We start from the raw sequence: 15491 nt of genomic DNA, 5'->3' as shown, positions 1-15491 counted from the left end.
TGCCTACAGGCTGCCCCGGGTCGATCGCGCATCGATCGGCCCGGGGCGGCTTTTTGTGTTTTCAGGCCCTCTACACCCGTACTACCCAAGGTGAAGCGTGAGTTATCTATCAGCACAACCTGCCACGAAGATTCTGGCCGTCGAGGACGATCCGCTGCTGGCGGCCCATCTGGAACAGCACCTGCGTCGCCGCGGTTTCGATGTGAGCGTCTGTCATGGCGTGGACGACAGCACCGACCTGCAGGTCTGGACGGCCTTCGACCTGATCCTCATGGACATCCTCCTGCCCGGTCGCGACGGCCTGCAACTGCTGGGTGAACTGCGCGAGCGGTTCATGGTGCCGGTGATCCTGATGTCGGCACTGGGTGCCGAGCAGGACCGCATCGTCGGCTTCAGCCAGGGCGCCGACGACTACCTGCCCAAGCCGTTCAGCATGAACGAGATGGACGTGCGCATCGATGCGGTGCTGCGCCGGGTCGCCTATGAGCGGGCCGCGCCGGAAGGCGCGCAGGGCGAGCCGGCGGCGCTGCGCAAGGACATGCGCCAGGACATGCAGCTGGGCACCGCGGTGGCCAGCTTCACCCCCATCGAGTACCGCCTGATGCAAGTGCTGCTGGCGCACCCCGAGGAAGTGCTGAGCAAGCCGTTCCTCTACCAGCAGGTGCTGCACAGGCCGTTCTCCCAGCAGGATCGCGTGCTGGACATGCACGTCAGCCACGTGCGCCGCAAGCTGGCCGCCATCGGCTATGCCGGCCGCCTGGCCACGGTATGGGGCAAGGGCTACGTGCTGACACAGGTGCCGGCATGAGCTTGCCCGGACGTCACTCGCTGCTGTGGAAACTGTGCGCGCTGCTGGTGGTGCTGTGCCTGTCGATCATCTGGTTCAGCCGCTCGGGCGGTGCGCACCTGGAGCGCAGGAGCTATCACCTGAGCGAGGAGGCGCGCCAGGTGCTCAAGGGCTACGCCGTGGAGGCCCACGCGGCGTGGCGCAGCGGCGGTATGCCAGGCGTCGACCGGTGGCTGGCCGACCTGAAGATCCGCGAGCCGGGCTGGGCGCTGGTGCTGGGCAGCGACCTGCGCTCGTTGAGCAGCCAGACGCTGACCGATGAGCAGCAGAAGTACGTGACGTTCATGCGCGAGCTCGACTGGCCCATGAGCAAGCGCTCCCCCGAGCTGCCGGCGATCAGCGTGCCGTTCCCCGAGGCGCCCCAGGCCGGCAGGCTGGTGATCCAGTTGCCCGAGCGCTTCATGCCGTCGATGCGTCCGCTGCTGGTGCAACTGCTGATCCACGGGCTGCTGCCGGCGCTGTTGGCACTGCTGGCGGGTTTTCTGCTGTATCGCGTGCTGATCGGCCCGCTGGCGCACCTGCGCGCCCAGGCCAATGCCCTGCGTGCCGACCGCCTGGACACCCGGGTCGACCCGGCGATTTCCCGGCGTAGCGACGAACTGGGCGATCTGGGGCGGGCCTTCGACCACATGGCCGAGCGCCTCGAAAAGACCGTGTCGCTGCAGCAGCGCCTGCTCGCCGACCTGTCCCACGAGTTGCGCACGCCGTTGACGCGCCTGCACATGGCCGCCGAAAACGAGCCCGACGATGACGTGTTGCGCGAGCGCCTGACCCGCGAGGTGCAGTGCATGCGCCAGCTGGTCGACGACACCCTGGAGCTGGTGTGGCTCGGCACCGAGCGCCCGCAACTGGCGCTGGACACGGTCGAGGTGCAGACCCTGTGGGAGGTGGTACGCGAGAACGCCTGTTTCGAGTCCGGCTGGCGCGAGGGGCAACTGCCCATGGCGCTCACCGAAGACTGCCTGGTGCGCGGCCACCTCAACGGCCTGGCCCAGGCGATGGAAAACATCGTGCGCAATGCCATCCGCCATTCGCCTGCCAACGGGCAGGTGCGCCTGGGCGGCCGGCGCGATGGCGATTGCTGGCACCTGTGGATCGACGACCAGGGCCCCGGCGTGGCCGAGGCTGCGCTGGAGACCATCTTCCAACCCTTCACCCGACTCGACGTCGCACGCCCGGGCGGCGACGGCTTCGGCCTGGGCCTGACGATCGCCCGTTGCCGGGTGCAGTTGCAGGGCGGCCAGGTATGGGCACAGAACCTCAAGCCGGGCCTGCGCGTGAACCTGCGCCTGCCAGCGGCAGCACAAGGAGAAACCTGATGAGCAACACCCGACCGGTCTGGTTGTTGATTGTGTCGCGCGCGGCGGCCGCCTTGCTGGGCGGCTATGCATTCAGCTATGCGGCCACGGCTTTTCTGGCCCGTGTGCTGCCAATGCCTGCGGTGGATGCGGTGATCGTGGCCAGCCTGCCGTCCTTTGCGTTCTACACCTGCGCGTTCCTGTGGGCCTTCGCCAGTCGCGATGCCCTGCGTGCGTGGTGGCCGGCGGCGCTGGCGGTGCCGTTGGCGGCGGTCGGCTTCTGGCCGCAGTTGTGGAGCCTGTGAGATGAAAAATACCTTCACCCAATCCATGGCGTGGCTGCACACCTGGGCCGGCTTGATCTTCGGCTGGCTGCTGTTCGCGATATTCGCCACCGGTACGCTGGCGGTGTTCGACAGCGAAATCGACAACTGGATGCGCCCCGAGGTGCGCAGCCACGACCTCACCCAGTTGCAGGCCGCGCAACGCGGGCTGGCCTACCTGACCCAGCATGCACCGGGCGCCAGCAACTGGAACATCAGCCTGCCGGATGCGCGTTCGCCCGGTTTGCAGGTAGCGTCCGGCGAGCGTCGACGCGGTGGCGGCACCGCGCTCGACCCGCATACCGGCGAGCCGATCGAGGTGCGCGAAACGGCCGGCGGCAGCTTCTTCTTCCGCTTTCACTTCACCCTGAACCTGCCGCGCAACTGGGGCATCTTCGTGGTCGGCGCCCTGGCGATCGTGATGCTGGTGGGGCTGGTCAGCGGCATCGTGATCCACAAGAAGATCTTCAAGGAGTTCTTCACCTTCCGCCCCGGTAAGGGCCAGCGCTCGTGGCTGGATTTTCACAACGCCAGCGCGGTGCTGCTGTTGCCGTTTCACCTGATGATCACCTACACCGGGCTGGTGATCTTTTTGCTGATCTACATGCCGGCGGCGGTGGATGCGCTGTTCGAGGGTGACAACCAGGCGTACTACAAGGCCCAGGGCGAGCAGCGTCTGCCCACGCCGCGCGCGGCGCTCAAGCAGCCAGCCGCGCTGGTGGACCTGGCCCCGGTACTGGCCAGCGCGCAAGAGCGGCTGGGCGCCATCAGCAGCATCGGTATCTCCAACCCCGGTACGGCGGCCGCGCGGATCGAGGTGCGCCCGACCCTGGGCTATCGCATCGCCCTGAGCAAGGGGCAGGCCATGGTGTTCGACGGCGTCAGCGGCGAGCTGCTGCGCGATGTGCCCGACATGCGGCCTGCCGTGCTCACCCAGCGGGTGATGGCGGGGCTGCACTTCGCGCAGTTCGGCGGCTATCCGATGCGCTGGCTGTACTTCGTGTGTGCGTTGGTCAGCACCGCGATGATCGGCACCGGGCTGGTGCTGTTCTGCGTCAAGCGCCGGCGCAAGTACGCCAGTGCCTCGGTGTCGGCGCAGCGTTGGTACAAGGTGGCCGAGAGCTTCAACGTGGCGTTCGTCGCCGGCCTGATGCTGGCCTGCGCAGGCTTGCTGTGGGCCAACCGCTTGCTGCCGGTGGAGCTGGCGCAGCGGGCCAACTGGGAGGTCAAGGCGTTCTTCGCGGTGTGGTTGCTGTCGCTGCTGCATGCCGGTTTGCGCCCGGCGCAGCGCGCCTGGGCCGAGCAGCTGGGGCTGGCCGCGGTACTGTGCATCGGCCTGCCGGTGCTGGGCGCGTTGACCGCACAGCACGACCCGGCGCACCGCGTGCTGGAGGCCACCAGCGTGGTGCTGGGTGGGTTGCTGGCGTATACGGCATGGCGCTGCGTGGCGCCGCGTGAAGAAAAACCTGCGCGCAAGCGTGCGACGGTAGCGGTGGAGGGGCAATGACATGCTGATGATCGGCGCGGTGGTGTTTGCCTATGTGGGCATGTTGGCGTTGTGCCTGGGGCTGGAGCGGCACTACAAGCAGGTGTGGGGCAGGGCACCTGCACCCTGGATGCGGGTGGCCCTGCGGTCGGCGGGCTGGTCGGCGCTGGCCATCAGCCTGTGGGTCAGTGGCGTGGCCTGGGGCTGGGCGATGGGGCCGGTAGCCTGGTTTGGCGGTATTTCACTGGCCGGGTTCGGGGTGGCGATGCTGTTGCCGTACTGGCCGCGTGCAATGGTTTGGCTGGCCGCAGCGTTGCCGTTGTGGGGCGTGCTGCTGGCGGTGTGACGATGTTGCAGTGGGGGCTGACATGCTGGACAGGCCCCCCCTGCGCGATGGCATCATCGCTAACTCGTTCACAGTCACCCCGGATGTCTTGCAGATGCTCACGATCTACCTGGTGGTCGCTCTCGGGGCCGTTGTTGCGGGGTTCGTCCAGGGGCTTTCGGGCTTCGCCTTCAGCATGGTCGCGATGTCGTTCTGGGCCTGGGTGCTCGACCCGAAGCTGGCCGCCACCCTGGCGGTGTTCGGCGGCCTCACCGGGCAGGTGGTGGCCGCGTTCTCGGTGCGCCGGGGCTTGAGCCTGCAACGCCTGCTGCCCTTCATCCTCGGTGGCCTGGCCGGCATTCCTCTGGGTGTTGCGCTGTTGCCCAACCTGGACATGCACTGGTTCAAGACCTTGCTCGGGGCCCTGCTGGTGACTTGGTGCCCGGTCATGCTGCTGGCCGGCAGATTGCCGAGAATCCCGCTGGCCGGCCGGCTGGTCGATGGCGTCATCGGTGTGATCGGTGGCGTTATGGGTGGTCTTGGCGGTTTCACCGGCACGGTCCCGACGCTGTGGTGCACCCTCAAGGGCTACGAGCGCGACCTGCAGCGCTCGATCATCCAGAACTTCAACCTGTCGATGCTGTTCGTGACCATGCTCACCTACCTGGGCACCGGCATCGTTACGGTGGACATGCTGCCGTTCTTCGCCATCGTCGCGCCGGCCATGCTGATTCCGACCTTCCTTGGTACGCGCCTGTACATCGGCATCAGCGACCTGCAGTTTCGCCGTATCGTGCTGGGCTTGCTGACTGCCTCGGGTGTCTCGCTGCTGATTTCGTCTGTGCCGAACCTGCTGGGGTAACCCAACCCTTTGGCCGGCTAGGCCGGCTCCTGCAGGTTCGCGCATTTGCCCAACCCCCCGGCACATGCTAGAAAACCGCCTACCCATTCAAAACCTGAATCCCGCCATGAGCCTCAGCCTCAAACCCAACAGGTCTCTGTTCGACCTCGACCTGCTGCGCGCCATCGTGGTGGTGGCCGACTGCGGCAGTTTCACCACGGCGGCCACGCGCCTGCATTCCACCCAGTCGACCATCAGCCAGAAGGTCCGGCGCCTCGAGGAGATGGTCGGTCACCGCCTGCTCGAGCGCGGCAATCGCGAGGTGCTGCCCACCGACGCCGGCCAGACCCTGCTCGGCTATGCCCGCCACATGCTCGCCCTCAACGACCAGATGCTCGAAGCCCTGGCCGGCGCCACGGTCGGCGTGACCCTGCGCCTGGGCGTACCCGAAGACTTCGTTGGCGGGCGCACCACCAACGCACTGTCGGCGTTCAACCGCAGGCACCCGCAGGTCAAGCTCGAAGTCACCAGCGGCCTGTGCCGCGACCTCAGCCAGAGCTACGACAACGGCGAGCTCGACCTGGTGCTGCTCAAGCAGCGGCGCAACGGTCGCGAAGGGGTGGCCAGCTGGCCGGAGCAATTGCGCTGGATCGACAGCGCACACAACCCGGCCCTGGCGCTGGACCCGATCCCGCTGGTGACCTTTCCGCCACGCGGGCTGTACCGCGACGAAATCATCAGCGCAGTAGAGAGCCTGGGCCGGCGCTGGCGCATCGCGTTCACCAGCTCCAGCCTCAGCGGCATTCAGGCCGCCGTGGCCGACGGCATGGGCATCAGCCTGCTGCCGCCACGCGCCGTCACCGCCGAGCATCGGGTGCTCGGCGAGGCGGATGGCCTGCCGGTGATCGACAGCTACGAGATTCTGATTCTGCATCGCCAGACGGCCGACCCGATGGTACGAGCGCTGGCGGGCGTGTTGACCGGCCTGCTCGAAGCACAGGCGGTGTGAGCCTGCGGGTCACTTCCCCACAAAAAAGCCCGCCAGTCACGGCGGGCTTTCTGCATCGCTACCTGCTTAACGCTTTGGGTTCAGCGTCAGGTTCACGTTGCGGTTCACATCCTTGTACAGCAGGTAGCGGAACGGGCCAGGGCCACCCGAGTAGCAGGCCTGCGGGCAGAAGGCGCGCAGCCACATGAAGTCGCCGGCTTCCACTTCGACCCAGTCCTGGTTCAGGCGGTACACCGCCTTGCCTTCCAGCACGTACAGGCCGTGCTCCATCACGTGGGTTTCCGCGAACGGGATGGTGCCGCCCGGCTGGAAGGTCACGATGTTGACGTGCATGTCGTGGCGCATGTCGGCCATGTCGACGAAGCGGGTGGTGACCCAGGCGCCATCGGTGCCCGGCATCGGGATCGGGGTAACGTCCTGTTCGTTGGTGACGAACGCTTCCGGGTGCGCCAGGCCTTCGACTTCCTGGTAGTGCTTGCGGATCCAGTGGAAGGTCACGTTGGCCGCGCTGTTGTTGCGCAGGCTCCAGTCGGCGCCCGGCGGAATGAATGCGTAGCCGCCTGGCTTGAGGGTGTACGGCTTGCCTTGCAGGGTGATGTCGACTTCACCTTCGACCACGAACAGAACCGCCTCGGCGTTCTTGTCCTGCTCCGGGCGCTCGCTGCCGCCTTCAGGGGCAACTTCGACGATGTACTGCGAGAAGGTCTCGGCGAAACCCGACAGCGGGCGGGCGATGACCCACATGCGCATCTTGTCCCAGAAGGGCAGGTGGCTGGTGACGATGTCACGCATCACGCCCTTGGGGATCACCGCGTAGGCTTCGGTGAACATGGCACGGTCTGTCAGCAGCTCGGTCTGAGCCGGGTGCCCGCCGTGGGGGGCGAAGTAAGTGGTTCTGGACATGGACAGTCTCGATGTTTGTTGTTGTGCCCCCCGGGCCAGCCTGCGGCGGGCGGCCCCGTTCAGGGATTGCACCGCTACGTTATGACCATCTTTAGCTATCCACAAATTAAATGTTGAAATCCCTGCCATTCGATTTGTGAATGCGGCGTGCGCCGGGCCAACACTGCGCTACAGGTGTGCGCCCTGTGTAGCGGGTGATGCAACACCTGTAGCGTTGATTGCAGCGCGGGCGGCATCGGTGCGGCGCGCGAAAAGCCGCGTGCCAGAGCGGTTGTGGCGGTTCATGTCACAGCTGGCATGGCGGTTGCGATGAGCTGATGGCGCAGCGCGAAGACTGCGCCACTAATAAGAACAGGACACTCCCATGAGACAGACTGGCCTCGCCTCGCTTCCCCTCAAATCCCTTGCCGTTGCCGTGCTGCTGAGCCTGGCGGGTACACCGGCGCTGGCTGCGGACATCCCGGCCAACGTCGATGGCGCGCGCATCATCGCCGCCGACAAGGAGCCCGGTAACTGGATGAGCACCGGGCGCACCTACGACGAACAGCGCTACAGCCCGCTCAAGCAGATCAGCGACCAGAACGTCGGCCAGCTGGGCCTGGCCTGGAGCTACAAGCTGGACCTGGACCGTGGCGTGGAAGCCACCCCCATCGTGGTCGACGGGGTGATGTACACCACCGGGCCGTTCTCGGTGGTGTACGCGCTGGATGCGCGCGACGGCAGGCTGATCTGGAAGTACGACCCGCAATCGGACCGCCACCGCGCCGGCGAAGCCTGTTGCGACGCGGTCAACCGTGGCGTGGCGGTGTGGAAGGGCAAGGTCTACGTGGGCGTGCTCGACGGGCGCCTGGAGGCCATCGACGCCAAGACCGGCCAGCGCGCCTGGTCGGTCGACACCCGCGCCGACCACAAGCGCAGCTACACCATCACCGGCGCCCCTCGGGTGGTCAACGGCAAGGTGGTGATCGGCAACGGCGGCGCCGAGTTCGGCGTGCGGGGCTATGTCACCGCCTACGACGCCGAAACCGGCAAGGAGGCGTGGCGCTTCTACACCGTGCCGGGCGACCCCAAGCTGCCGCCCGAGGGCAAGGGCATGGAGATCGCCGCCAAGACCTGGTTCGGCGATGCCTATGTGGAGCAGGGCGGTGGCGGCACCGCCTGGGACTCGTTCGCCTACGACCCGGAGCTGAACCTGCTGTACATCGGCGTGGGCAACGGCTCGCTGTGGGACCCCAAATGGCGTAGCCAGGCCAAGGGCGACAACCTGTTCCTGTCGTCCATCGTGGCGGTCAATGCCGACACCGGCGAATACGTGTGGCACTACCAGACCACCCCGGGCGATGCCTGGGACTACACCGCCACCCAGCACATGATCCTGGCCGAGCTGCCCATCGACGGCAAGCCGCGCAAGGTGCTGATGCAGGCGCCGAAAAACGGCTTCTTCTATGTGATCGACCGCGCCACCGGCGAGCTGCTGTCGGCCAAGGGCATCGTGCCGCAGAGCTGGACCAAGGGCATGGACATGAAGACCGGGCGGCCGATCCTGGACGAAGAGAACGCCGCCTACTGGAAGAACGGCAAGCGCAACCTGGTGACCCCGGCGTTCTGGGGTGCGCATGACTGGCAGCCGATGTCGTACAACCCCGACACCGGGCTGGTGTACATCCCGGCGCACATCATGTCGGCCTACTACGAGCACATCCCCGAGGCGCCCAAGCGCAATCCGTTCAAGAGCATGTACCAGCTGGGCCTGCGCACCGGGATGATGCCCGAAGGTGCCGAAGGCCTGCTGGAGATGGCCAAGAGCTGGTCGGGCAAGCTGATCGCCTGGGACCCGGTCAAGCAGCAGGCCGCCTGGGAAGTGCCCTACGTGACCATCTTCAACGGCGGCACCTTGAGTACCGCGGGCAACCTGGTGTTCGAGGGCAGCGCCGACGGGCGGGTGATCGCCTATGCCGCCGACACCGGCGAAAAACTCTGGGAGCAACCGGCTGCCAGCGGCGTGATGGCCGCGCCCGTCACCTACAGCGTGGATGGCGAGCAGTACGTGACCTTCATGGCCGGCTGGGGCGGCGCGTTCTCCACCTTTGCCGGTGCCCTGTCGCTGCGGGCCGGCGTGCAGCCGTACGCCCAGGTGCTGACCTACAAGCTGGGCGGCACCGCCAAGCTGCAAGAGCCGGCGCCACGCCCGGACACCCCCAAACCACCCGCGTTGAGCAACGACACCGCATCGATCGAGGCGGGCGCCAAGCTGTACGACGGTTACTGCTCGCAGTGCCACGGTATCCACGCGGTCAGCGGCGGCGTGCTGCCCGACCTGCGCAAGCTCACCCCGGAAAAGCACCAGATGTTCCTCGGCATCCTCTTCGGTGGCCGCGTGCCGGATGGCATGCCGTCGTTCGCCGACGCCTTCACCCCCGAGCAGGTCGACCAGATCCACCAGTACCTGATCAAGCGCGCCCACGACCTTCATCAGGAAGGCGATACCTGGAAGCAGTTCAGCGCCAAGTCATCCCATTGAAAAGGAGCCATTGACCCATGAGTGACGTCATCTACCAGAACTACATCGCCAATGCGTTCGTCGACAGCGACGCGCAGATCGAGGTGCACAACCCGGCCAATGGACAACTGCTGGGGCGCGTGCCCCAGGCCAGTGACGCGCAGGTGGAGCAGGCGATTGCCGCCGCGCGCAAGGCCCAGAAGGGCTGGGCCACGCGCCCGGCCATCGAGCGCGCCGGCTACCTGCGCAAGATCGCCAGCAAGGTGCGCGACAACGCCGAGCGCCTGGCGCGCATCATCACCGCCGAGCAGGGCAAGGTGCTCGGCCTGGCCCTGGTCGAAGTCAACTTCACCGCCGACTACCTGGACTACATGGCCGAGTGGGCGCGACGCCTGGAAGGCGAGGTGCTCACCAGCGACCGCGCCGGTGAAAGCATCTTTCTGCTGCGCAAGCCGCTGGGTGTGGTGGCCGGGATTCTGCCGTGGAACTTCCCGTTCTTTCTGATCGCCCGCAAGATGGCGCCGGCCCTGCTCACGGGCAACACCATCGTGATCAAGCCCAGCGAAGAAACACCGATCAACTGCTTCGAGTTCGCCCGCCTGGTGGCCGAGACCGACCTGCCCAGCGGCGTGTTCAACGTGGTGTGCGGTACCGGGGCGACCGTGGGCCAGCGCCTGACCAGCCACGCCGGCATCGACCTGATCAGCTTCACCGGCAGCGTGGGCACCGGCTCGCGGATCATGGCCGCGGCGGCGCCGAACATCACCAAGCTCAACCTGGAGCTGGGCGGCAAGGCGCCGGCTATCGTGCTGGCTGATGCGGACCTGGAGCTGGCGGTCAAGTCGATCACCGCGTCGCGGGTGATCAACACCGGGCAGGTGTGCAACTGCGCCGAGCGGGTGTACGTGCAGCGCGAGGTGGCGGATGAGTTCACCGACAAACTGGCCAGCGCCATGGCCGCCACCCGTTATGGTGACCCGCTGGCCGAGGCGGACCTGGACATGGGCCCGCTGATCAACCAGGCCGCCCTGGACAAGGTCGGGCAGATGGTGCGCACCGCCACCGGGCAGGGCGCGCAGCTGGTGACCGGGGGCGCGGTGGCCGATCGCGGGCAGGGCTTCCACTACCAGCCGACGGTGCTGGCCGGCTGCTCGGCCGACATGGAGATCATGCGCAAGGAGATCTTCGGGCCGGTGTTGCCGATCCAGATCGTGGAGAGCCTGGACGAGGCGATTGCGCTGGCCAACGACAGTGAATACGGGCTGACCTCATCGCTGTACACGCGCAGCCTGAGTGCAGCGATGCATGCCAGCAACGCGCTGGATTTCGGCGAGACCTACATCAACCGCGAGAACTTCGAAGCCATGCAGGGCTTCCATGCCGGCACGCGCAAGTCGGGGATCGGTGGGGCCGATGGCAAGCATGGGTTGTATGAGTACACGCATACCCATGTGGTCTACATCCAGATCTGAGGCCCAGGTAGCCTGTTAGGGCCTCATCGCGGGTCAAGCCCGCTCCCACAGCCTGTGGGAGCGGGCTCGACCCGCGATGGGTTGCACAGCAACCCCTGCCATCACAACCGATCATTGGGCTGCACCACCCCGTACTTCTTCATCTGCCGATACAGCGTCGAGCGCGCCACCCCCAGTTCAGCCGCCACCGCACTGATGTTCCAGCGATGGCGCCGCAACCTTTGCAGCAACTCGCTGGCCGGGTCCTGGCTGTCGATGCGCAGCGGCTCGCCGCGCACCACCTGCACCACTTCCGCCGGCAGGCAATCCACGTCGATCACCCCGTCCTCGGCCAACGCCACCGCGTAGCGCAATGCATTGAGCAACTGACGAATGTTGCCCGGCCACGCATGGGCATGCAGGCACTGGCGGGCCTGTTCGGTCAACCGCACGCCGCTGCTCTGCGCCGCCAGTAACTGCTCGATCAACGCGCCCCGGTCACTGCGTTCGCGCAAGGCCGGCAACGCCAGGCTCATGCCGCCCAGGCGGTAGTAGAGGTCCTCGCGAAAGCGCTTGTCGCCAATCATCCCGTGCAGGTCCTGGTGGGTCGCCGACACCACCTGCACGTCCAGCGCCACCGGCGCCTGGGCGCCGATCGGGAAGATCTCGCGCTCGGCCAGCACCCGCAGCAAACGGGTTTGCAGGTGCGCCGGCATGTCGCCGATCTCGTCCAGAAACAGCGTGCCGCCGGCGGCCAGTTCCAGCTTGCCCTTCATGCCCTTCTTGTCGGCCCCGGTGAAGCTGCCGCCGCGGTAGCCGAACAGCTCGCTCTCGATCAGCGTCTCGGGAATCGCCGCGCAATTGAGCGCGATGAACGGCCCGGCGCGCCGCGCACTGGCCTGGTGGATGGCGCGGGCGAATGCCTCCTTGCCGGTGCCGGTCTCGCCGGTGATCAGTATCGGCAGGTCCTTGTCGAGCACCTTGCGCACCCGCTGCACCGCCTGTTGCAGGCGCGCATCGCCGCCGGCCAGCTGCTGCAGGTCGGGGTGGCTGCTGCGCACCGGCGGTCTGGCCGGGGCAGGGCGGTGGCGCTGCGACGGTATGCGCAGGCCCACATCCAGCAAGGCGTCGTCCTGCTGCCCGCGCAGGCGCACGCCGCGTGCACCGCCCTGGGTCAGGTGCAGCAGTTCATCCATCGAGGTTGGCAGCAGGCTGTCGATGCGCGCACCCAGCAGCGGCGCCGCATCGCGCTGGTGGGCAACGAAGGTGGCGCGGTTGGCGCCGATGATGCGGCCGTTGTCGTCCAGCGCCAGCAACTGCTCGTTGGCCAGGTCGGCTATGTCGTCGATGGGCTTGAGCGACAGGGTTAGGCGGTCGCGGTAGCACTCGCGAAAGTGCGCGTTCTCGATCAGCCGCGCATACAGGATCACCAGTTGCAGGGTCAGGTACTGCGCCTCCTTGGGCCCGTTGCTGTTCAGGCAAGTGGCGTTCAGGCAGCCGCGCAGCAGGCCCTGGGCGTCGAAGATCGGCGCCACCGAGCAGCTCAGGCGAAAGTTGGAGGCCAGAAAGTGCTCTTCGCGGTGGATGATCAGCGGCTGCGCGGCGGCCAGGGTGGTGCCGATGCCGTTGGTGCCGGCAATCGACTCGTCCCAGCGCGCGCCCACCACCAGCCCGGCCTGGGTATAGATGTGGCTGGCTTCGGGCAGGCGGGTGTCGAGGGTGATGCCGTGTTCGTCGCTGAGCAGCACCGCGAACCCGGCCGGCACCACGCGCCTGGCCAGGCCGCTGACGCCCTGGCTGGCGATGGCCAGGTATTGCTGGTGCTGCTGTTGATGCTGGCGGATGGCGTCGGCGCCCAGCACATGGGTACGCCCGGCGGCGCCGGGGTCGAGGCGATGCTCGACCACGCTGCGGTACCAGGACTGCGCAATGACAGGGTCGGGGCGGATGCCGCGCTCGGGGAAGTGATCGTCGACGAAGGCCGCGAGATCGCTCGGGCTGGTCTGGGTATGCTGCATGCTGGGCTCCCGTCGACCGTGGCGCGCGCAGGGGCGGCTCACCGTCATCTTGTTGTCTCGGGCCAGGGGCGGGCACCGATCTGTGCCTACCTTAGTCGCTGTGTCGGGAATTTTCAGCTATTGATGCAGCCCTGGCCTAGAAAAGCATCCCCAGCAGAATTGCCTTCACCGTCGCCTCGGCCTTGTTGCTGGCCTGCAGCTTGCGCATGGCGTTGACCAGGTGGAACTTCACCGTGCGGCTGTCGATGGTGAGGATGATGCTGATCTCGCTGTAGGTCTTGCCCACGGCGGTCCATTTGAGCACTTCTTTCTCCCGTGCGGTCAGGGTCTTCTGGGCCTCGGGCAGGTGGGTCTGGGCAAAGAAGCCGGTCATGGCACTGTGCGCCAGTTGCGACAGCCAGATGAGCTTGGCTTCCTTGGCGTCCAGTTCCAGTGTGGAGATCGGGTCATCCGGGCGGGACAGGGACAGCAGGCCGATGGTGCCGTAGTCGCCCTGCACCGACAGGCACCAGCCGTGGTCCAGGCTGTAGTGCCGCGCCTCTTCCCAGAATGCCTGCTGGTGCTGCTGTTGCGCGGCGGCCCACTGCAGGGGCGTGGTGCGGGTCAGCCCGTGGGCCACCGTCGGGTCGCAGGAAAAATAGTCCTCGGCCACGTACCTGGCTTCCCAGGCGCTGGGGTAGTTGGAGCGCAGGATGAACTGCGGGGCGGCGATCGGCAGCGGATTCTTCAGCCCATAGGAACAGAACTCGAAGTCCAGCTCGCGGGTAAGCCGGGTCAGCTCGCTGAACAGCTCGCTTTCGTTGCGGCACCCCGTCACCACGGCAATGAAGTGCTCGCGCCAGTCATTCACGCAATGTGCCTTTCATGGGTGGAATGTGCTCGGCCAATGGAGAGTGCAAACAGGCCCGAATTATACCGTACGGTACAGTTTTCGCGGAAAACTTCTGTAGCAAATGGCCATCAGTGCGCTGGCATTTCAGGTTTTTCCTACGAATAAACCTGCCCTTTCGGGCAGCTATATAGGCTCCGGAGGGTTTGTTGTACTCCCAGCTCTTTGAGTTGGGGCGTTTTCATGTTCACTGCTGTAACCGGGACCATCAAAGACTTTCCGCGCACCATGGCGAGCGCACTGGCCGAGTACCGCTACCAGGTGTTTGTAAGGGAGCTGGGCTGGCCATTGCAGTGTCCCGAGGGTCAGGAGTGGGATGAGTTCGACCGCCCCGATACGCTGTATGTGCTGGCATGCGACAAGCAACAGAATATTTTCGGTTGTGCCCGCCTGATCCCCACCCATCGCCCGTACCTGCTGGCAGAAGTGTTTCCGCACCTGGTTGGCGATGCGCCGCTCCCCTATCAGCAGGACATATGGGAGCTCTCGCGCTTCGCCATGAGTTCGCCCAAAGGCCAATACCTGTCGGCTGAACAGGCTTGGCAGAATACCGTGGCGATGGTCGGCAAGGTGATCGATGTGGCCCGTGCCCAGGGGGCGCGCAGGCTGATTGCCTTTACTGCAATGGGTAACGAGCGGTTGCTCAAGCGCATGGGCGTGACCACGCGAAGAATCGCGCGTCCGCAGATGATTGACGACAAGCCGGTGCTGGCCTTCTGGATCGAAATCGATGACCAGACGACCCGCGCACTGCAACTGGCAGCGTGACGGGTGAACATGTCGAGGGAAGGTGGTAAAGCAATGATTGCGTGTGTGCGTTGGCTGTTGGTCGTGCTGTTCGTGGTGGTGACGTTTCCGTTCCTGTGCCTGGTGCTGTTGCTCAATCCGCGCAAGCAGGACAACCTCTACCTGGCCTGCAAGGTCTACAGGGCCATCAACTGGATCTTTGGCGTGCGCGTCGAGGTCGGTGGTTTCGACGCCATCGCGCCCGACCGCTCCTACATCTATGTGGCCAACCACCAAAGCAACCACGATGCATTTGTCGTGGCCCAGGCGCTGCGCCCAGGCACGGTGATCGTGGGCAAGCAATCGTTGCGCTGGCTGCCGTTGGCCGGGCAACTGTACTGGCTGACCGGCAGCCTGTTCATCGACCGCAGCAACCCGCGCGCGTCGATCACCAGCCTGCGGCGCATCGCCACCCGCGTGGCCGACAGCAATACATCGCTCTGGATCTTCCCCGAGGGCACGCGCAACACAGGGCAGGGCGTGCTGCCGTTCAAGACCGGTGCATTTCGCATCGCCAAGGAAATGGGCATCGGCATCATCCCCGTGACCATCAGCCCGGCAGTGCGCCGGATCCGCCACAACGCCCTGGGCTGCACCGATGTGAGTATCGTGGCGCACCGGCCCATCGAGGCCGACCTGGTGGCCAGCATGGATGCCAAGCAGCTGGCGTCGTATACGCGGGAAGTGGTCAACAATGGGTTGCCCATCGTGTAGTTGCCGGGGCCTTCGCCCGCAAGGCTGGTTCCTGCAGGAGCCAGCCTTGCGGGCGAAGAGGCCCGTCACTTCGCCGCCTTGAACCACAACCCCCACGCATG

The 15491-nt window shown here is 66.0% G+C and carries 14 protein-coding genes; 11 read left to right on the top strand and 3 right to left on the bottom strand.

What is annotated here, in order from left to right; translation table 11 throughout:
• Nucleotides 1–97: 97 nt before the first annotated feature.
• The 7 genes from QMX96_RS04255 to QMX96_RS04225 all read left to right on the top strand — a co-directional run bounded on the left by QMX96_RS04255 (nt 98) and on the right by QMX96_RS04225 (nt 6129).
• Nucleotides 98–808, top strand: coding sequence for a response regulator transcription factor (locus QMX96_RS04255; protein ID WP_213605856.1), 711 nt, complete (start codon nt 98–100; stop codon nt 806–808).
• The gene (locus QMX96_RS04250; RefSeq protein WP_282361213.1) at nt 805–2166 is read left to right on the top strand and encodes a sensor histidine kinase; all 1362 of its coding nucleotides are present in this window, start codon (nt 805–807) and stop codon (nt 2164–2166) included. The genes QMX96_RS04255 and QMX96_RS04250 overlap by 4 nt, the downstream gene beginning before the upstream one ends.
• Nucleotides 2166–2450, top strand: a complete 285-nt coding sequence (locus QMX96_RS04245; RefSeq protein ID WP_043861156.1) for a hypothetical protein — start codon at nt 2166–2168, stop codon at nt 2448–2450. The genes QMX96_RS04250 and QMX96_RS04245 overlap by 1 nt, the downstream gene beginning before the upstream one ends.
• 1 nt (nt 2451) lies before the next feature.
• A complete protein-coding gene (locus QMX96_RS04240; RefSeq protein WP_282361212.1) occupies nt 2452–3975 on the top strand; it encodes a PepSY-associated TM helix domain-containing protein in 1524 nt (507 codons plus the stop codon).
• Nucleotide 3976: 1 nt separating this feature from the next.
• Nucleotides 3977–4300 (top strand): DUF3325 domain-containing protein, encoded by a 324-nt coding sequence (locus QMX96_RS04235; protein WP_253086396.1) that lies wholly within the window; start codon nt 3977–3979, stop codon nt 4298–4300.
• 22 nt (nt 4301–4322) lie between these two features.
• Nucleotides 4323–5141: a sulfite exporter TauE/SafE family protein gene (locus QMX96_RS04230; RefSeq protein WP_231390634.1), complete on the top strand. Its 819-nt coding sequence runs from the start codon at nt 4323–4325 to the stop codon at nt 5139–5141.
• Between the two features lie 106 nt (nt 5142–5247).
• Nucleotides 5248–6129, top strand: a complete 882-nt coding sequence (locus QMX96_RS04225; protein ID WP_275727690.1) for a LysR substrate-binding domain-containing protein — start codon at nt 5248–5250, stop codon at nt 6127–6129.
• A 66-nt stretch (nt 6130–6195) separates the two neighbouring features.
• On the opposite strand, the gene QMX96_RS04220 is transcribed toward QMX96_RS04225, so the two are convergent.
• Entirely contained in the window at nt 6196–7032 is an 837-nt protein-coding gene (locus QMX96_RS04220) for a bifunctional allantoicase/(S)-ureidoglycine aminohydrolase (protein ID WP_043861160.1), read from the bottom strand.
• A 364-nt stretch (nt 7033–7396) separates the two neighbouring features.
• Between QMX96_RS04220 and QMX96_RS04215 the strand changes: the two genes are divergently transcribed.
• Nucleotides 7397–9553, top strand: a complete 2157-nt coding sequence (locus QMX96_RS04215; RefSeq protein WP_054915158.1) for a PQQ-dependent dehydrogenase, methanol/ethanol family — start codon at nt 7397–7399, stop codon at nt 9551–9553.
• 17 nt (nt 9554–9570) lie between these two features.
• Nucleotides 9571–11004 carry an aldehyde dehydrogenase gene (gene aldA, locus QMX96_RS04210; RefSeq protein ID WP_058541274.1) on the top strand — a complete coding sequence of 478 codons (1434 nt, stop codon included), beginning with the start codon at nt 9571–9573 and terminating at the stop codon, nt 11002–11004.
• 101 nt (nt 11005–11105) lie between these two features.
• Here aldA and QMX96_RS04205 read toward each other — a convergent pair whose 3' ends face one another.
• Both QMX96_RS04205 and QMX96_RS04200 read right to left on the bottom strand, forming a co-directional pair.
• Nucleotides 11106–13001, bottom strand: a complete 1896-nt coding sequence (locus tag QMX96_RS04205; RefSeq protein WP_282361211.1) for a sigma-54-dependent Fis family transcriptional regulator — start codon at nt 12999–13001, stop codon at nt 11106–11108.
• Between the two features lie 136 nt (nt 13002–13137).
• Complete coding sequence (locus QMX96_RS04200) at nt 13138–13851, bottom strand: LuxR family transcriptional regulator (protein WP_274096714.1); 714 nt, start codon at nt 13849–13851, stop codon at nt 13138–13140.
• A gap of 222 nt (nt 13852–14073) precedes the next feature.
• On the opposite strand from QMX96_RS04200, the gene QMX96_RS04195 reads away from it, so the two are divergent.
• Nucleotides 14074–14658, top strand: coding sequence for an acyl-homoserine-lactone synthase (locus tag QMX96_RS04195; protein ID WP_043861164.1), 585 nt, complete (start codon nt 14074–14076; stop codon nt 14656–14658).
• 45 nt (nt 14659–14703) lie between these two features.
• The gene (locus QMX96_RS04190; protein ID WP_177332951.1) at nt 14704–15390 is read left to right on the top strand and encodes a lysophospholipid acyltransferase family protein; all 687 of its coding nucleotides are present in this window, start codon (nt 14704–14706) and stop codon (nt 15388–15390) included.
• Nucleotides 15391–15491: the final 101 nt, after the last annotated feature.

The organism is Pseudomonas sp. PS01300, from assembly GCF_029960155.1.
Lineage (GTDB): Bacteria > Pseudomonadota > Gammaproteobacteria > Pseudomonadales > Pseudomonadaceae > Aquipseudomonas > Aquipseudomonas palmensis.
The sequence above is the reverse complement of the archived record's forward strand: the minus strand, read 5'-3'. Positions and strand labels throughout refer to the sequence as shown.